This is a genomic window from Mucilaginibacter sp. GW821-FHT07H05, assembly GCF_059418485.1.
The window spans coordinates 140104-157058 of sequence record NZ_JBWKPY010000008.1; the positions used below are offsets into that span (position 1 = coordinate 140104).

The following is a 16955-nucleotide window of genomic DNA, read 5'->3' on the forward strand; positions in this document are numbered from 1 at the left end:
ATCCCATAGGACAAGCAAGTAGGACCTGCCTATGGGATTGCCACGTCGCTATCGCTCCTCGCAATGACAAAATGGAATATCAATACTCCAACTCCTCGCATCCAATACCTACACCGCGCAAAACCGTTTCTACATTACGGGGCGACAGGCCATTGGCTACTATCCGCAAAATTTTATCGCAATCTTCCAGGTCAAAGTTCCATTGCTGTATGGTGGGGAAGGATGTAAGTAAGGTGCTCACTTTACTTGCTTTCCGTTTACTGGTTACGTCGGTTTTAAAAATTAATACGTCCATTGTGCTGTTGTTTATAGGTATATCGATTAAGCCTGCCCAAATTGGACAGGCTTAGGTATATTTTTTATTCTGCTTGCTTAGGCTCATCTTTAGGCTGGTCCCAATCAAACCGGCCGAAGCGGCCCCCGCGCGGACCGCACATGCGGTCACCCAGTTTTTGTTTGAAATGCTCGCGTTCCTCGGGGCTCATATTGCGGAACTTTTCTTCCATTTTGCGGCGCATCCAGGGATTTCCGTCGTGGCCACCAAAACCACGGCCGCCTTTACCAAACCCAAACAGGATCTTGCTTAGGATAAATATGCCCATGGCCTGCCAAAAATTAATGGTGCCAACGTGTAATATTTCGGGCAGCAGGTGGTTCCAAAGCTGCATCACCACAAAGCTTACAGCTGATAAGCAGGCGGCTACCGCTATCGGGATAAATATAAACCGCCCTTTATAAAATACTTGTTTCATTTTTTATGTCTTTAATATTGTGTAATTTCTAAATACAATTGTCGCAGCCGGGTGCGCAGGTGCAGTACCGCGTAGCGTTTGCGCGATACCAATGTTTGTATAGGCACGCCGGTGTTCTCGGCCATTTCGGCAAAGGTCATGTCCTCCATTTCCTGCCAAAGCCAAACCTGCTTTTGCTCTTCGGGCAATTCATCCAGCGCGCTGAATAGCTGCTCCCAAAAAAGATTGCGCAGGTATTCGGTTTCGGGCGTAGTGGCTTCGGTCATCAAAATGGCGCGGAAGTTGTCGCCTTCGTCCTCGTCATCATCATCCAGGAACAGGTCGTCCAGTAAGGTTTCCGATTTTTTCCGGTATTTATCGGTTATCTTATTGGTAGCTACCTTGTACAACCAGGCCCCTGTTTGCTCAATCGGCTCGGCATTCACCACGGCGCTTAACTGGTACCAAACATCCTGCAGGATGTCTTCGGCATCGGCATCGCTCTTTACCCTGCGGCGAATAAACGACAGCAGGTTTTTCCCATAAGCCTTTATGGCTTGCAGGGTTCGGCTGTGGTTTTCATCTGGCATCAGGGCTGTTATCAATGTATTATTTTATGTTATATTAAGGTAGACGATTGTGCTGAGAAAACATTTTAAATTATTTGAAAATATTTTCGATAGTGGTGATTTAACCACAAAGGGCACAAAGAGGGAAATCACAAAGGGCACAAAGTTCTTTTTAGATAAAATATTTAGGCTGATGTTACATGGTAATAAGCAATGGCTTTGTGTTCTTTGTGGCAAAACTCCCTCATAAATCTTTGTGAACTTTGTGGTTAAATCATCACCAATCGTTAATTTTACTTATGAAAATAGCCTTAGCTTCTCCCCCCTTTCCAAAATCGCTCGATGATGCTTTACTACAGGTAGAAAAACTGGCCAAAGATGCTGCAAGCCAACAAGCCAAAATCATTTGTTTCCCTGAATCGTATCTGCCCGGTTATCCTTTAATTGAATACGAAGTTGAAAAGTATACAGCCGCCGACTTACAAGCAGCGCTGGATAAAATGTGTAAAGTTGCCGCCGATAATTCTATAGCTGTCATTATCCCCATGGACTGGTACCAGGGCGATGAGATCCTGAATATCGCTTACGTAATATCCGATAAAGGCGAACCCTTAGGCTATCAAACCAAAAACCAGTTAGACCCTACCGAAGATAACTTTTGGATCCCCGGTACAAAACGCCGGTTGTTTGAAGTAAACGGTTTGAAATTTGGCATCACCATTTGTCACGAGGGCTTCCGTTACCCCGAATCGGTACGGTGGGCAGCACGCAACGGGGCGCATATCGTATTTCATCCGCATTTGGCCGGCAGCGATGTAGAGGGTAAGGTACCGGTACAATGGGGCAGTATGGACAACCCTTATTACGAGAAGGCCATGATAATGCGGGCCGCCGAAAACACCATCTATTTTGCCAGCGTGAATTATGCCATGAAATATCCCGAATCGGTCACATCATTGATCGCGCCGGATGGTAAATTGCTTGCGCATCAGCCTTATGGCGAAGCAGGGGTTTTGGTTGTAGATATTGATCTGGATAAAGCAACGGGCTTATTAGCCAAAAGGTTTAAGCCTGAGTTGTATAGTTGGTAATTTAACCACAAAGTACACTAAGATTTTGCACAAAGGTCACTAAGGCATTGATGGGTAATATATTCGTCCAGTAAGAAAACTTTGTGCTCTTAGTGATTTCTCTCTTTGTGACCTTTGTGGTTAAATCTACACAACACCAACAATAGTCAAGATAATTGGCACACCTTTGGCTGTTAATACTACATGGCAAATAAAAAAACACTGGTTTTAGGCGCTACGCCCAACAGCAGCAGGTATGCTTACCTGGCTGCTAACCGTTTGGTACGCGCCGGTCACGATATTATTAATGTTGGCCTTAAAAAAGGCGAAGTAGCCGGCGTGCCTATTGAGCCGGCCGAAGATATCCATACCGATGTGGATACCATTACCTTATATGTTGGCCCGCAAAATCAGCCGCCACTGTATGATTATATCCTGAACACCCATCCCAAACGCATCATCTTTAACCCAGGGACCGAAAACAGCGAACTGCGTAAAATGGCCAACGAAAAAGGCATTGAAACCGAGTATGCCTGTACGCTGGTGCTGCTGAGTATTGGGCAATATTAAATAAAAGCATGTCATTTATTAAGAGAATTGTCATTGCGAGCGTAGCGCGGCAATCTCGTAGTACGTAGAGCAAGCTACGAGATTGCCACGTCGCCCCATTTCACAAACCTTCCCCGCTCCTCGCAATGACATGGTGTTTTGTTTAAGAAAACGAGATGGGAAATTACTTAAAAAAACAAAGACCCCTCAATTTTCATTGATAGGGCCTTGTTAAACTAAACTAAAAACTGTCTTTATGTCTGGTGATTAGAGATTAGTTAATTAGAGATTAGTCATGTAGTATGGCCTAATCTCCAGTCTCTGATCACCAATCAACTAAAATCTACGTCTGCGTTCGCCGCTGTTGCCTTCTTTGCGTTTGCCTGAGAAATCGCGGAAACCGCCGCCTTCGCGACGTTCGCCGCCACCGGCTGGCCTTTCCCTGCGTTCGCCACCGCCGCTATTACCGCCACGGTAACCACCGCCACCACCATAGCTCCTGCGTTCGCCACGCGGGGCGCCACCTTCACGGCGTTCGCTGCTGCCTTCGCCCGATACCTCGATACGTACATCTCGGCCCTGGAAATCGGCACCTTTAAAGCCAGCGTTCACTTTCTCCACATCCTCGTTTGGTACTTCAAAGAAAGAGAATACACCCTTCACATCAATTTTACCAACGGTACGGCCGCTAATTTTAGCCGTGTTGCAAATATAACCTAACAGGTCGCCGCGGCTAAAGCCGTCAACCGAACCCAGGTTGATAAACAAGCGGGTAAACTCGCCACCGCCGCCATTACTGCGGAAACCACGCTCGCCATCGGCACGATTACCGCGTTCGCCACGCTCACCATCACGGGCGAAACGGTCGTCAGCAGGCGCGTTCAAATCAGGCGCGTTCTTGTAATACTCCAGGAAGCTGTTAAACTCCAGGGAAGCAAAACGTTTGATGATATCTTCTTTGCTTAAATCGGCAAACTCGTTCATAATACGTGGCAGGTACTGCTCAATCTGTTGCTCGTTCACCGATACGTTGTGTACCTTGTGAATTAAAGCAAACAGTTGTTTTTCGCAAACATCAAAACCGGTTGGAATCTCTGCTTTAACGAATTTTTTACCAATCACACGCTCAATCTGGCGGATTTTACCTAACTCCTTAGAGTTGATGATAGCGATAGATACACCAGATTTACCGGCACGGGCTGTACGGCCGCTACGGTGGGTGTAGTTCTCAATCTCGTCAGGCAAGCTGTAGTTAATAACGTGTGTAACGTCGTTAACGTCGATACCACGGGCTGCTACGTCGGTTGCTATTAACAACTGCAGGCTGCGCTCGCGGTAGCGCTTCATTACCTTATCGCGTTGTTGTTGCGAAAGATCACCGTGTAAGCTATCGGCATTGTAGCCGTCTTTCATCAGCGCTTCGGCAATTTCCTGGGTTTCAATTTTGGTACGGCAAAATACAATACCGAAAATTTCAGGATTAAAATCAACAATGCGTTTAAAGGCAGCATATTTATCGCGGGCACGCACTACATAGTACTCGTGTTCGATATTTACGTTGCCGGTATTTTTTTCGCCCATGGTTAACTCAAAAGGGTTATCCATGTATTTTTTGGCGATACGACGAACTTCGGAAGGCATTGTGGCCGAGAACAGCCAGGTCTTCTTCTCGTCGGGGGTAGTGGACAAAATACTGTCAATATCTTCCTGAAAGCCCATATTGAGCATTTCATCAGCTTCATCCAATACTACAAACTGCACCGCCGAAAAATCAATAGCCTTGCGGTTAATGATATCTAACATACGGCCGGGTGTAGCCACAACAATTTGTACGCCACGTTTAATGGTGCGTAATTGATCTGAAATACTGGCGCCACCATACACTGCTACAACATGTACGTTGTGCATATTTTTGGCGTAATTTTTCAGGTCGTTAGTGATTTGCAAACAAAGTTCGCGCGTAGGGCACAGTATTAGCGCCTGTGGATGATTTTCTTCGAAATCAAGCAATTCCAACAATGGCAGGCCAAAGGCAGCAGTTTTACCGGTCCCGGTTTGGGCTAATCCGACAAAATCGTTGCTGCCTGTTAACAATACCGGAATTGACTGTTCCTGGATTGGCGTAGGGTTTTCGAACCCTAACTCAGAGATGGCATTAACAATATCATGACGGATTCCCAGATTACTAAATGGGTTCATGAATTAAAATAACGGACTTGGCAACATCGCCAAATCGGCCGCAAAGGTAAGGTTAAAAGTTTGATTTTACAAACAAGGGACTGACAATTGCTAAAGTGGTGGTATAATGACAGTTGAATGATGGGTAATTGAACATCGATTTGGGGCTAAAGCCCTTGTCTTGTTGACTTTATCCGTTGGCTAAAGCCAACGGCAATGATATTGTGTTCAATTCATTGCCGTCCCATTTATGGGGTGGAGAATAAAGTACTATTAGTGGCTTTAGCCAAACCCCATATTTCAAATCATTTTTCTATTTTCACCCTCATGCAAAACCCCGAAGAAAATCCCTGGAAAATCGTATCGCAAAAAGAGATATATAACAACCCGTGGATACAGCTAACCGAGTACCAGGTGATTAACCCATCGGGCAATCCGGGCATTTATGGCAAGGTGCACTTTAATACGGTAGCCATTGGCATCGTTCCGCTTGATGAAGATATGAATACTTACCTGGTAGGCCAGTACCGCTTTGCCCCTGATGAATATAGCTGGGAAATCCCCGAAGGGGGCGGTGCGCTAAACATTGAACCACTGGAATCGGCCAAGCGGGAACTGCTGGAAGAAACCGGTTTAAAGGCATCGCATTGGCAAGAGGTACAGCGTATGCACCTTTCCAACTCGGTTAGCGATGAGTTATGCATTATTTACATAGCCCGCGGACTGGAACAACATGAAGCCGAACCGGAGGATACCGAACAGTTAATTGTGAAGAAACTACCTTTTCGGCAGGTATACGAAATGGTTTGCCGTGGCGAGATATTGGATTCGGTAACCGTTGGCGCGGTTTTGAAAGTGCAATTGATGATAACCGAAGGGAAGATTTAGCCCCCCGCCCCCCTAAAGGGGGAGTAGGATACTCCTACGAACAAAACTTATTATTATTTTTGCATCAAAATAAATCACTCCCCCTTTAGGGGGCTGGGGGGCTTCATGAGAAAACTATTAGGCTACATACTTACACCGTTTCATTACATGGCCTTTGCGCTTGCGCTGGTCATCTTTCATCCCATACAATGGATCAGTTTTAACTGGTTTGGCTATACGGCCCATAAGCGTGTGGTTGATATCATGAACTGGTTTTTAATGGCCAGTTATTACTGGCTGGGCAATACGGTCACCTTTGTTAATAAGCAGCACTTGCCCGTTGGCCGGCCCATTATTTTTATGGCCAACCATCAAAGCACTTATGATATCCCGCCTATGATATGGTACCTGCGTAAATATCACGCCAAGTTTATATCTAAAATAGAGCTGGCTAAGGGCATACCATCCATATCTTTCAACTTACAGCATGGCGGCGGCGCCAATATCGATCGTAAGGACTCGCGCCAGGCCATCAGCGAGCTGGTTAAACTGGGTACACGTATGAAGGAGAATAACTGGTCGGTAGTAATTTTCCCAGAAGGTACACGCAGTAAGGACGGATCGGTTAAGATGTTCCAGGGTGGCGGGATTGGCGCGCTGCTAAAAAAATGCCCTAACGCGCTGATCGTACCCATAGCCATCAGTAACTCGTGGAAAGTTATCCGCTACGGTAATTACCCTTTAAACACCTTTATACCCATGCATTGGGAGGTGTTGGAACCAATTGAGCCCGGCGATATGCCGGCCAATGATTTGGCGCTGATGGTGGAGGAGCGGATAAAAGCAACGATACCCCCCAGCCCCCTGAAGGGGGAGCAGGAATGAAGCTCCTTAAAAGAAACAAAAACGGCATCCCGAAATTCAGGATGCCGTTTTTGTTTCAATTCTATTCCCCCTTCAGGGGGTTAGGGGGTTTTTACTTCACCAAAGTCCCAATCGCCTCGCCTTCGGCTATCTTCATGAAGTTGCCGGGTTTGTTCATATCAAATACGATGATAGGCAGTTTGTTTTCCTGGCAAAGGGTAATGGCGGTCATGTCCATTACATTTAAGCCCTTATCGTATACTTCCTGGAAGCTGATCTCATCATAACGGGTAGCCGAGGGATCTTTCTCCGGATCGGCGGTGTAGATGCCATCCACACGGGTACCTTTTAACACTACATCGGCTTTAATCTCGATAGCGCGCAACGAGGCGGCTGTATCGGTAGTGAAATAGGGGTTACCGGTACCGGCGCCGAAGATCACAATTTTACCCATCTCTAAATGGTGCATAGCGCGGCGGCGGATATAAGGCTCACAGATCTGCTCCATTTTAATGGCCGATTGCAGGCGGGTTTCTACCCCAATAGTTTCCAGCGCGTTTTGCATGGCCATACAGTTAATTACGGTGGCCAGCATGCCCATATAGTCGGCCTGGGCGCGTTCCATGCCCGATTTCTCGGCGCTTAAGCCGCGGAAGATATTACCGCCACCAACTACAACGGCTATTTCAATGCCTTTATCGTGCACATTTTTTATATCGTGGGCATATTGCAATACCTGGTTGTTATCAATACCATACTGGCGTTCGCCCATTAAGGATTCGCCGCTTAATTTTAATAATATCCGTTTGTATTTCATCAGGTAGGATTTTGTCAAAAATATAGAAATATAATTACTGTTAAAATTTTATGTCGACATTGTTAAATGCATGTTCAAACTTGTCATTGCGAGCGTAGCGCAGCAATCTCGTAGTTCGTTTACAAGCGACGGGATTGCCACGTCGCGCCTCGCTACAACCCTCCCCGGCTCCTCGCAATGACATGCTCTATTTTTTCTTAAACAGACATTGTTAAATGCCCGTTCAAGCTTGTCATTGCGAGCGTAGCGCGGCAATCTCGTAGTTCGTTTACAAGCGACGGGATTGCCACGTCGCGCTCCGCTCTAACCCTCCCCGGCTCCTCGCAATGACATACTGTGTTTTTTCTTAAACAGACATTGTTAAATGCCCGTTAAGCATTACGTCTTGCACTTCAAAAGCACTGTTAAACACCAATATATCCGCATCATAACCTGCCTCAATTTTCCCTTTAGTTGTTAAGCCTGCCAGTTGCGCCGGGTATAGCGATGCCATGTTAACGCTTTCGGCCAGCGAAATGTTAGCATGAGTAACACAATTTTGTACCGCCTTCAACATCGTCAGGCACGATCCTGATAGTGTACCATCGGGCATAACAAACCTGTCGCCGGTAAAATGATGCTGGTAGGTCCCTTCACTGGCTTCGGCAACGGCATCGGTAATAAGAAAGAGCTTATCGCCTAATTCGCGCTTGGCCAGACTGATCATGGTAAAATTGACATGGATGCCATCGGCCACTACGCTGGTATAAGGCCTTTCTTCAAATATTGCCGGGATAATACCCGGTTCGCGGTGGTGCATTTGGGGCATGGCATTGTATAAATGCGTTATTGCCTTTACGGGATGATGGATAAAGCCCTTTGCCTGCGCATAAGTAGCATCACTATGGCCGGATGACAGGATAATGCCCTGCTCATCCAGGTAAGTCAGCACTTCGGTATCCTGCAATTCGGGGGCAATGGTCATGATCCTGATCTCACCTTCGGCCATTTCTACCCAGGTTTTTACTTCAGCAAGGGTGGCTTTTTTAATATATTTTTCGGGATGAGCGCCGCGGCGTTTGGGGTTAAGGTACGGACCTTCCAGGTGCAAGCCTAAAAAGTTACCCTTAGCCTGCGGGCGATAAGCCTTTGCAGCCGCTATGCCGGCTTCTACCACATCATTACTGTTGGTGGCAATGGTGGCCATAAAGCCGGTGCAGCCCTGGCTTAGCAGGTCTGCTTCCATCCCGGCAAGATTAACTACCGATGGTTGCCCGCCAAAGAAATATTGACCGGTGCCATAAATTTGCAGGTCGATGAAACCGGGACTGAGATAAGCGTTGTTGAGGTTGATGCGGTTAGCGTCAGCCGGAATTGCGTCCTCGTCAACAATAACCTTTATTTTACCATTTTCAATTAATACCGCTTTTCCGGAGATAGTTTCTCCATTGGTGATGATTTGAGCGTTATGTAAGGCTGTTATCATAATTCTTTGTCATGCCGAATTTATTTCGGCATCTCATCAAACAGGTTATGTACGCGTTGCCTTTCGTATGGGGTGCTGAAACAAGTTCAGCATGACATGCTTTAAAAACAAAAGGTCAAAAAAAATCCCTCCCGAAATTCGGGAGGGATTTAAATATTAAGCTCCTAAAGCTACCCGCTTAAATGCGGTTACTGTAAGGCCTTTTTCAACAGTGGCCAAAAACTGGGCAACTGTTTTAGAAGAATCTTTTACAAACTCCTGGTTTAACAGGGTGCTGTCTTTGTAAAACTTGTTCAGTTTACCTGCAGCAATCTTTTCAACCATTTCTTCAGGTTTGCCTTCCTGGCGGATCACGTCTTTAGCAATCTCTAACTCACGCTCAATAACTGATGAATCAACACCGTCTTTATCAACAGCGATAGGGTTCATCGCAGCAATTTGCATGGCTACGTCTTTACCAGCTTCGTCAATACCTGCAGGTGCTGCAGTTAAAGCTACCAATACACCTAAACGGTAGTTACCGTGTATGTAAGCAACAACTTTCTCGCCGGTGATCACTTCGTATTTAGATACGCCGATCTTCTCGCCGATGGTACCTGTTTTTTCGATAGTGGCATCAGCAATAGTTTGGCCATCAATAGTTAAAGCGTTTAACGCTGCTAAGTCGGCAGGGTTTTTCTCAACTGCTGTGTTTGCAATGCTGTTAGCAAAAGCAATAAAGTCGGCATTTTTAGCTACGAAATCTGTTTCGCAATTCAGCTCAATAATAACACCGGTTTTGCCATCGGCGCTGGTGCGTGCAATCACAACGCCTTCGTTGCTTTCACGATCCTGACGGCTTGCAGCTACTTTAGCTCCTTTTTTTCTTAAAAAATCAACTGCAGCTTCAAAGTCACCATTGGTTTCGGTTAAAGCTTTTTTGCAATCCATCATGCCTGCTCCAGTTTGCTGGCGCAGTTTATTTACATCCGATGCAGAAATTTGTACTGTGGACATTTTGTTTTTGTGTTATAAGTTAAAAGTCGTAAGTCTAAAGTCCGAAGTCATCAAGACTTACGGCTCAAGACTTACGACTATAAAAATTTATTCTTCTGTTGATTCAGCAGCGGTATCGGCAGCAGCAGGTGTTGCAGCAGCTTCAGCCTCGGCAGTTACGCGCTTGCGTTTACCTTCAACCGGCGCAGCTGGAGCCGCAGCTTCAGGAGCATCAATTTTGGTTTTAGCAGCAACTGCTTCTTTTTCAGCTTCATCTTCTTTTTCGCGCTTGCGCTCGTCTAAACCTTCCTGTATAGCCTGGATGATGATACCGGTAACCAATGAGATTGATTTGGTAGCGTCGTCATTTGCAGGTATAGGGAAATCGATGTTTGAAGGGTCTGAGTTGGTATCCACCATAGCAAAGGTTGGGATATTCAATTTCATAGCTTCAGCTACAGCGATGTGCTCTTTCTTAACGTCAATTAAAAATAATGCAGCAGGTAAACGGTTCAGATCAGAGATACCACCTAACAGGGTTTCTAATTTGATACGCTCGCGCTGGATCATCAGACGCTCTTTTTTAGAAAGGTTACCGTAAGTACCGTCTTTAGTCAGTTTATCGATGTTAGACATCTTTTTGATCGACTTGCGTACGGTTGCAAAGTTGGTTAACATACCACCTAACCAACGTTCGGTTACGAAAGGCATATTTACGTTTTTTGCATAATCGGCTACAATATCCTTAGCTTGTTTTTTGGTAGCTACGAATAATACCTTGCGGCCCGATTTTACTATTTGTTTGATAGCTGTAGCAGCTTCTTCAACCTTTACTAAGGTTTTATTTAAATCGATAATGTGGATACCGTTGCGCTCCATAAAAATGTACTGAGACATTTTTGGATCCCATTTGCGGGTAAGGTGGCCAAAGTGTACACCTGCATCCAGTAAATCCTGATATGTTGTTCTTGCCATTGTTGTTGTCCTCCTAAAATTTTAACGTTTACTGAATTGGAATCTCTTACGTGCTTTCTTGCGGCCTGGTTTCTTACGCTCAACCATACGGTCATCGCGGGTCATGATACCTTTAGCACGCAGCGCTGGTTTCTTTTCAGCATCCAGTTCAACAATAGCTTTAGCAATAGCTAAACGAACGGCTTCTGCCTGTCCTTTTACGCCACCGCCTGCAACGTTTACCACTACATCATACTGTCCGGCTGTGCCCGATACTTCAGGTGCCTGGGTAATAATGTATTGCAATGGCAATGTTGGGAAGTACTCTTTGTAATCTTTACCGTTAACGGTAACAATCCCGCTTCCTGCAGTCAGGTAAATGCGGGCAACGGCTGTTTTTCTTCTGCCTGAAGTGTTAGTTGTTGGCATTTTCTTTCTCCTTTAAAAATTAAATGGTTGTTGGATTTTGTGCGGCATGTGGGTGTTCTGCACCTGCGTAAACATGCAGGTTACCAAATAATGCACGGCCCAAACGATTTTTAGGTAACATACCACGTACAGCTTTTTCAACTACACGGGTAGGATGCTTTGCCATTAACTCCTTAGGAGAAATGAAACGCTGACCACCTGGATAACCAGTGTAAGAAACATATTGCTTTTCGGCAAATTTGTTTCCGGTCAGTTTTACCTTGTCTGCATTGATAACAATAACGTTATCGCCGCAGTCTACGTTCGGGGTGAACTCTGGCTTGTGTTTTCCACGGATCATCATTGCGATCTTAGAAGACAAGCGCCCCAAAATCTCGCCTTGTGCGTCAACAACAACCCATTGTTTGTTAACGGTTTTTTTGTTGGCTGAGACAGTTTTGTAACTTAACGTATTCACTTGCTTTGAATTAAATTAATTAAACTTTATTAATACCCCGTATTTTCGGGACTGCAAAGATACGCCTATTTGTTTAATTTACAAGTGGGTGTGGCGGAAATTGTTAAAAAAGTTAGATGAGTAGGTGATGGCGATTTAACCACAGAGTTCACGGAGAGAGAAATCACAGAGGACACAGAGGCATAATCGGTGAAATCATTACCAAATCGGTGAAATCATAAAAAAGCTTTCCGCCAATCCGGGTTTAGGTTGAGAAGCCGGTTTAAATAAAAAGGGGCTGTACTCAAATATGAGACAGCCCCTTTTGCTATTTTATCGCTTAACTTATTTCGCTTTCGCGTAAAGTTCGGCTACGTGGTTCCAGTTAATTACGTTCCAGATAGCGGCCAGGTAATCCGGGCGGCGGTTCTGGTATTTCAGGTAGTAAGCATGCTCCCAAACGTCGATACCCAGTATAGGGGTACCTTTGGTTACTTCGGGCAGGTCCATTAACGGGTTATCCTGGTTAGGGGTTGATGTTACGGCCAGTTTTTTGTCGGCAGTAACAATTAACCATGCCCAGCCCGATCCGAAACGGGTTGCACCGGCTTCAGATATTTTGGTTTTTAATTCACCAAACGAGCCGAATGTACTTTTAATAGCTTCAGCCAGTTCGCCGGTTGGCTCGCCGCCGCCATTAGGCGATAACAAGGTCCAAAACAGCGAGTGGTTATAGTGGCCGCCACCATTATTGCGCACCGCAGGCGGGAATTTTGAAATGTTTTTAATAATGTCCTCAATTTTGGCTGTTGCCTCGGGTTTGCCTTCTAAAGCCTTATTTAAGTTGGTAACATAAGCCTGGTGGTGTTTACCATGGTGAATTTCCATAGTCATTTTATCAATGTGTGGTTCCAGGGCGTCGGTAGCGTAAGGTAACGCCGGTAATTCAAATGCCATAATGGTTATTTTTTAAGGTTAAATATCAATGTATTGCTGCAAATATAAGCGATGAGGATTAGTTTTGTTCTAAATTAATGTCAGAATTTGACCATGATTTTTAGAACGCTATGATGATTTAACCACAAAGGGCACAAAGAGGGGAACCACAAAGGACACAAAGTTGTATTATCGGGAAATCATAATCTCATCGGTGAAATCCCAAAATAACTACTTCTTCTTAACCAACAACAATCCGTTAGCTGTAGCCACGTAAATACCCCCTTTAGAATCCTGCGACAACTGAAGAATATCGTGTCCCGGAACGGTAGAATTATTGTTATGATAGTTTTCCCAGCCATTTTTTAAATCGAACCTTACCAGGCCCGATTTATCAGTGCCCAGCCACAAAACATGTTCAAACTTATCATATAACAGGGTGCTGACATGGTTAGCCGGCATACCCGAATTTTCATCGTTATAGTGCGTCCATTTGCCATCGGCGCTCAATACGGCAAGGCCCTCCTCGTCATTATTACCGGTTTGCTTTTTAACGGCATTCATAGAGAAGTACAGATTGCCTTGTTCATCTTCCGTCATATTGGTGATACACACATTGTCAAGCGGCGTTTTTGAGCCGTTAAACATGGTTGTTTTTTGTTTTTTATTGATCATGATACTCCCCTTATCAGTACCTATCCATAAGCGGCCCCGGCTATCATAATAAGCATAATACACGTTGTTTGATGGCAGCTCTAAAATAACCTGGTTATCAATCAGCCTGAACTTGCCGTTGCGTAATATCAGCAGGCCTTTACTGTTGGGTAAAAAAAGCTCGCCCGTGGCTGTGGTAATAATGCGATAGGGTTTTGAGATGCCAAACTGCGCCGGGTTAAATAACTGCCAGCCTGTATTATTATACATATATACATTGCGGTCGGCATACAGCCATTTATTATTATCCTTATCGGTAGCCATAGATGATACTTCGGGCGTTAAGGCAAATGGCGAGTTGCCCCCGTTAACGGGATAAAAATACTTGCCATCAAACTTGATGATCCCCTTTGCTGTAGCATACCACAGGGTATCGGCCTTATCTACAAGCGAGGCCTGGCTCATGTTATCGGGCAGGGGCGAATTGTATTTAGTCAGCACCGTAAAGTTATAGGTGCTTAACGATGGATTGCTGTATTTATATTGCTTATTGTAAACCGTAGCGCTGTCCGGGGCTTTCAGTTCATCCAGGTCCATCCGCAGCATTTGGCCCGAGATCCTGCCGTTAGCAATAGTAAACATTACATTAACCGACGCGTTTACCGGCTTGCCATCAACCATAGCCGGTTTCCAGATACAGGTATTTAAACTAACGATCAGTTCGGATGTGAGCGGACTGTTCGAAGCATCATCATGGCTTAGCACACAGCTGTTGCCGGCAGGGTCAACCAATACCTGGAAGGTGATACTGCCCGAGCCGCCTCTGAAATTATACCGGTGGTTGATCCTGTCGCAAATGGTGGCCAGTACAAACGGATCGCAGGTGGCTTTTGGTGTACCGCAATCCATGCAGAATTTCACATTGCTGCATATATCCAGTTTTTCCTGGAAAAGATTTTGCCCGAAAAGTACGGCGGATGACAGAATATTAAAAAGGGAAACAAGCAACAGGCGGCGGAAGTTCATAGGGTGTATTTAGCGCTAATATGGCAATCTGTTTTAATTATATAAAGGTCCCCTATAAACATAAAAAGCAAACGGCTAATTTATTTAATAATTGCATGAAAACATTTAATGAAATGTTAAAGTTACATGCCGATATGTTAAATAATATTTTCGCCGCTAATTAGGTTCCCTCCCATGGGGAGGGGTGCGGTGGGCAGTGTAGTGGCGGGGAGGGGTTTACACGATTTGCAAATCTATTTAGGCGCCCGCCGGGTTAAACCCCTCCCTCCACCCTCCCTATGGGGGGGGGAATCGCGCAACGCCGCCGCTTCTCATGGTTAGCCACCTACCCCTTCAACCGCTTCTTCCTGAAAAACTCCTTTACCAGTTCCGAGCATTCGTTTTCCCTGATCCCCCCGGTAATAACGGTTTTAGGATGGGTGATCTTTTGATTTAAACGCCCGAAACCCAGGCGGGCATCATAAGCGCCGAACACTATTTTACCTATCTGGAACCAATAGCTTGCGCCGGCGCACATTACACAAGGTTCCATGGTTACATACAGGGTACAATCCTTCAGGTATTTGCCGCCTATATAATTGGCCGCGGCGGTAAGCGCCTGCATTTCGGCATGGGCAGATACATCGGTTAACCGCTCGGTGAGGTTATGCCCGCGGCCTATGATCTTCCCCTGGCAAACTACTATAGCGCCGATAGGGATCTCATCTTCGGCTAAAGCCAGGCGGGCTTCACGCAGGGCCTCGGCCATAAAAAAATCATCGGGCGATACAGTATCCTCACCCTCAAAATTGATATATCTCATTACTATCTGGCGTCAAAAGTTTTTTCCAGGTGGCGTTCTGTCGCGCTCATCATGCTGATAGCGCTACCCATAGCCGATGCTAAAATCAACACGAAAGATGTAATCGACCTGATCTTTTCGGGCATTGGGATTGTTTTCACCAGTAAGGTAACCAGCACGCCGGCAACTAATAATATGGCGCCGGTTTTGATCATCCTTATGGCCGAATAGCGGTTAGCCTCGTCCCAAGTCTCCTGGTTTTTTTGGGCGGCCGGGCTGCGGTAGCCATAATAGTTATTGATTTTTTTTGGCGGGGATACTTTTTGAATATAGCCGAAAAGCAAAAACACCAAACCAATAATCTGCGGGCCAACTATCCATTCTACTGCTTCCTTCATACTATATCAGTTTACTGCCATCGGGCACGGGTTTATCAATAGCCGAAAGCACAATATCACCGTTCTCATCGGCAAAGCCGGTCACCAAAAACTCCGACATAAAGTTGGCGATCTGTTTTTTAGGGAAGTTCACCACGCCGATGATCTGCCGGCCAGGCAGTTCTTCTTTGGTATAATGCTTAGTGATCTGCGCGCTTGACCAGCGGATGCCGAAATCGCCAAAATCAACCTTTAGCTTATAAGCAGGTTTCCGTGCTTCGGGGAAATCCAGCACTTCTAAAACCGTACCGGTCCGCAGTTCTACCCTTTCAAAATCATGCCAGGTGATGGTATCCATTTATTAATTTATTTATTAGGTTATGCTGATTTGCTTGTTTTTCATTTTCCCTCTTGAGCGCGTAATAACACACAAATAAGCAAGGTGGCAAATTTCACCAGACGTTCCTATGGAACGCAATGGCTTTTGTTGCTTTTTTCTACCAACCAAACATCCCTACGGGATGAACTATGCATTGCGTTCCGTAGGAACGACTGGTTGGTAGCATATCACATAGGCAAATCTTTCGTTCCATAGGAACGTCTGGTGCAAGCTACCTATTGGTGGGCTATTACTTTGGAGAGGGGAGTCGCACAAACCCTCCGCTTCCTGTGTTATTTAACCTTTAAAGTCCGCCAGGATTGAAACCAGGCATGACGGAGGTTATTTACATGTTTGCTATTACTTACGGTGCCGGTCTACGTAATCCTGCAGCATCTGCTTATGCGCCTCTACACCAAAAAGGTCCTGTATCCTATCGTATTTTTTAAAATCAGTAGTGTATTGAAAGGCATAAATAGCGGCTTCATATTTAGCATCTTCGTTCATCTGGTGCATCAGGGTAATTACCTGTTCAACCATAATGCCTTTATTTTTCAGGCTGTCTTTAAATACCACCAGCTTCTCGGCATCGGTAGCCTTGCTGCGTATACTATTCAGTATAACCGTCAGTTGCTCTTTGGTTATGGCTGTTTTGGGGTGTATAATTTTACCATCCTGCCAAACAGTATAATGGCTTGCCGCAGCTGCATTTACGGTAGCGATCAAACCCGATACCATCAGGAAAGATAACATGATATATTTTTTCATAACATTTTATTAGGGATTTAAAATTAGGAAATAATTATCATTTGTAGCCGAAAAGAACTTCGCTATTTGCTAAAACTAAATGAACATCCATTTGCACCAGGATTATTAAATAATTTTTTAATCACCTTTA

The 16955-nt window shown here is 45.2% G+C and carries 20 protein-coding genes; 4 read left to right on the top strand and 16 right to left on the bottom strand.

All coding sequences use genetic code 11. The features are described 5' to 3' along the window. Window positions 1–79: 79 nt before the first annotated feature. From AC07M6_RS20810 to AC07M6_RS20820, 3 genes are all read right to left on the bottom strand, one after another. Window positions 80–295: a hypothetical protein gene (locus AC07M6_RS20810; RefSeq protein WP_494892797.1), complete on the bottom strand. Its 216-nt coding sequence runs from the start codon at window positions 293–295 to the stop codon at window positions 80–82. A gap of 64 nt (window positions 296–359) precedes the next feature. After that, window positions 360–752: a hypothetical protein gene (locus AC07M6_RS20815; RefSeq protein WP_494892798.1), complete on the bottom strand. Its 393-nt coding sequence runs from the start codon at window positions 750–752 to the stop codon at window positions 360–362. An 11-nt stretch (window positions 753–763) separates the two neighbouring features. Then, window positions 764–1321, bottom strand: a complete 558-nt coding sequence (locus AC07M6_RS20820; RefSeq protein WP_494892799.1) for an RNA polymerase sigma factor — start codon at window positions 1319–1321, stop codon at window positions 764–766. 278 nt (window positions 1322–1599) lie between these two features. Here AC07M6_RS20820 and AC07M6_RS20825 point away from each other — a divergent pair, with 278 nt between their 5' ends. Continuing rightward, window positions 1600–2391: a carbon-nitrogen hydrolase family protein gene (locus tag AC07M6_RS20825; protein WP_494892800.1), complete on the top strand. Its 792-nt coding sequence runs from the start codon at window positions 1600–1602 to the stop codon at window positions 2389–2391. Between the two features lie 183 nt (window positions 2392–2574). Continuing rightward, on the top strand, window positions 2575–2940 hold the full coding sequence (locus tag AC07M6_RS20830) for a CoA-binding protein (protein WP_494892802.1): 366 nt from the start codon (window positions 2575–2577) through the stop codon (window positions 2938–2940). Between the two features lie 315 nt (window positions 2941–3255). On the opposite strand, the gene AC07M6_RS20835 is transcribed toward AC07M6_RS20830, so the two are convergent. After that, entirely contained in the window at window positions 3256–5118 is a 1863-nt protein-coding gene (locus AC07M6_RS20835) for a DEAD/DEAH box helicase (protein ID WP_494892804.1), read from the bottom strand. Between the two features lie 306 nt (window positions 5119–5424). Between AC07M6_RS20835 and AC07M6_RS20840 the strand changes: the two genes are divergently transcribed. Continuing rightward, complete coding sequence (locus AC07M6_RS20840) at window positions 5425–5985, top strand: NUDIX domain-containing protein (protein WP_494892806.1); 561 nt, start codon at window positions 5425–5427, stop codon at window positions 5983–5985. A 105-nt stretch (window positions 5986–6090) separates the two neighbouring features. Then, entirely contained in the window at window positions 6091–6849 is a 759-nt protein-coding gene (locus AC07M6_RS20845; RefSeq protein ID WP_494892808.1) for a lysophospholipid acyltransferase family protein, read from the top strand. Between the two features lie 91 nt (window positions 6850–6940). Here the strand turns inward: AC07M6_RS20845 and pyrH are convergent, their stop codons facing one another. The 12 genes from pyrH to AC07M6_RS20905 all read right to left on the bottom strand — a co-directional run bounded on the left by pyrH (window position 6941) and on the right by AC07M6_RS20905 (window position 16825). Further along, a complete protein-coding gene (gene pyrH, locus AC07M6_RS20850) occupies window positions 6941–7645 on the bottom strand; it encodes a UMP kinase (RefSeq protein ID WP_494893182.1) in 705 nt (234 codons plus the stop codon). Between the two features lie 346 nt (window positions 7646–7991). Beyond that, the gene (gene nagA, locus AC07M6_RS20855; protein WP_494892810.1) at window positions 7992–9110 is read right to left on the bottom strand and encodes an N-acetylglucosamine-6-phosphate deacetylase; all 1119 of its coding nucleotides are present in this window, start codon (window positions 9108–9110) and stop codon (window positions 7992–7994) included. Between the two features lie 156 nt (window positions 9111–9266). Continuing rightward, window positions 9267–10106: a translation elongation factor Ts gene (gene tsf, locus AC07M6_RS20860; protein WP_494892812.1), complete on the bottom strand. Its 840-nt coding sequence runs from the start codon at window positions 10104–10106 to the stop codon at window positions 9267–9269. A gap of 87 nt (window positions 10107–10193) precedes the next feature. Next, window positions 10194–11060: a 30S ribosomal protein S2 gene (gene rpsB / locus AC07M6_RS20865; protein WP_494892814.1), complete on the bottom strand. Its 867-nt coding sequence runs from the start codon at window positions 11058–11060 to the stop codon at window positions 10194–10196. Between the two features lie 21 nt (window positions 11061–11081). Next, a complete protein-coding gene (gene rpsI / locus AC07M6_RS20870; RefSeq protein WP_494892816.1) occupies window positions 11082–11468 on the bottom strand; it encodes a 30S ribosomal protein S9 in 387 nt (128 codons plus the stop codon). Between the two features lie 19 nt (window positions 11469–11487). Then, window positions 11488–11925, bottom strand: coding sequence for a 50S ribosomal protein L13 (gene rplM, locus AC07M6_RS20875; protein WP_494892818.1), 438 nt, complete (start codon window positions 11923–11925; stop codon window positions 11488–11490). Window positions 11926–12249: 324 nt separating this feature from the next. Beyond that, window positions 12250–12861, bottom strand: coding sequence for a superoxide dismutase (locus AC07M6_RS20880; RefSeq protein ID WP_494892820.1), 612 nt, complete (start codon window positions 12859–12861; stop codon window positions 12250–12252). Window positions 12862–13071: 210 nt separating this feature from the next. Continuing rightward, complete coding sequence (locus AC07M6_RS20885; RefSeq protein WP_494892822.1) at window positions 13072–14520, bottom strand: ligand-binding sensor domain-containing protein; 1449 nt, start codon at window positions 14518–14520, stop codon at window positions 13072–13074. 325 nt (window positions 14521–14845) lie between these two features. Continuing rightward, complete coding sequence (locus AC07M6_RS20890) at window positions 14846–15322, bottom strand: nucleoside deaminase (RefSeq protein WP_494892824.1); 477 nt, start codon at window positions 15320–15322, stop codon at window positions 14846–14848. Between the two features lie 2 nt (window positions 15323–15324). Further along, complete coding sequence (locus AC07M6_RS20895) at window positions 15325–15699, bottom strand: SdpI family protein (RefSeq protein WP_494892826.1); 375 nt, start codon at window positions 15697–15699, stop codon at window positions 15325–15327. Window position 15700: 1 nt separating this feature from the next. Further along, complete coding sequence (locus tag AC07M6_RS20900; protein ID WP_494892828.1) at window positions 15701–16036, bottom strand: tRNA-binding protein; 336 nt, start codon at window positions 16034–16036, stop codon at window positions 15701–15703. A gap of 381 nt (window positions 16037–16417) precedes the next feature. Then, window positions 16418–16825 (bottom strand): DUF4476 domain-containing protein, encoded by a 408-nt coding sequence (locus tag AC07M6_RS20905; RefSeq protein WP_494892829.1) that lies wholly within the window; start codon window positions 16823–16825, stop codon window positions 16418–16420. Window positions 16826–16955: the final 130 nt, after the last annotated feature.

Coding starts and splice junctions, on each gene's coding strand:
- AC07M6_RS20810 (WP_494892797.1), bottom strand. CDS start 295: ATGGACGTATTAATTTTTAAAACCGACGTAACCAGTAAACGGAAAGCA.
- AC07M6_RS20815 (WP_494892798.1), bottom strand. CDS start 752: ATGAAACAAGTATTTTATAAAGGGCGGTTTATATTTATCCCGATAGCG.
- AC07M6_RS20820 (WP_494892799.1), bottom strand. CDS start 1,321: ATGCCAGATGAAAACCACAGCCGAACCCTGCAAGCCATAAAGGCTTAT.
- AC07M6_RS20825 (WP_494892800.1), top strand. CDS start 1,600: ATGAAAATAGCCTTAGCTTCTCCCCCCTTTCCAAAATCGCTCGATGAT.
- AC07M6_RS20830 (WP_494892802.1), top strand. CDS start 2,575: ATGGCAAATAAAAAAACACTGGTTTTAGGCGCTACGCCCAACAGCAGC.
- AC07M6_RS20835 (WP_494892804.1), bottom strand. CDS start 5,118: ATGAACCCATTTAGTAATCTGGGAATCCGTCATGATATTGTTAATGCC.
- AC07M6_RS20840 (WP_494892806.1), top strand. CDS start 5,425: ATGCAAAACCCCGAAGAAAATCCCTGGAAAATCGTATCGCAAAAAGAG.
- AC07M6_RS20845 (WP_494892808.1), top strand. CDS start 6,091: ATGAGAAAACTATTAGGCTACATACTTACACCGTTTCATTACATGGCC.
- pyrH (WP_494893182.1), bottom strand. CDS start 7,645: ATGAAATACAAACGGATATTATTAAAATTAAGCGGCGAATCCTTAATG.
- nagA (WP_494892810.1), bottom strand. CDS start 9,110: ATGATAACAGCCTTACATAACGCTCAAATCATCACCAATGGAGAAACT.
- tsf (WP_494892812.1), bottom strand. CDS start 10,106: ATGTCCACAGTACAAATTTCTGCATCGGATGTAAATAAACTGCGCCAG.
- rpsB (WP_494892814.1), bottom strand. CDS start 11,060: ATGGCAAGAACAACATATCAGGATTTACTGGATGCAGGTGTACACTTT.
- rpsI (WP_494892816.1), bottom strand. CDS start 11,468: ATGCCAACAACTAACACTTCAGGCAGAAGAAAAACAGCCGTTGCCCGC.
- AC07M6_RS20880 (WP_494892820.1), bottom strand. CDS start 12,861: ATGGCATTTGAATTACCGGCGTTACCTTACGCTACCGACGCCCTGGAA.
- AC07M6_RS20885 (WP_494892822.1), bottom strand. CDS start 14,520: ATGAACTTCCGCCGCCTGTTGCTTGTTTCCCTTTTTAATATTCTGTCA.
- AC07M6_RS20890 (WP_494892824.1), bottom strand. CDS start 15,322: ATGAGATATATCAATTTTGAGGGTGAGGATACTGTATCGCCCGATGAT.
- AC07M6_RS20895 (WP_494892826.1), bottom strand. CDS start 15,699: ATGAAGGAAGCAGTAGAATGGATAGTTGGCCCGCAGATTATTGGTTTG.
- AC07M6_RS20900 (WP_494892828.1), bottom strand. CDS start 16,036: ATGGATACCATCACCTGGCATGATTTTGAAAGGGTAGAACTGCGGACC.
- AC07M6_RS20905 (WP_494892829.1), bottom strand. CDS start 16,825: ATGAAAAAATATATCATGTTATCTTTCCTGATGGTATCGGGTTTGATC.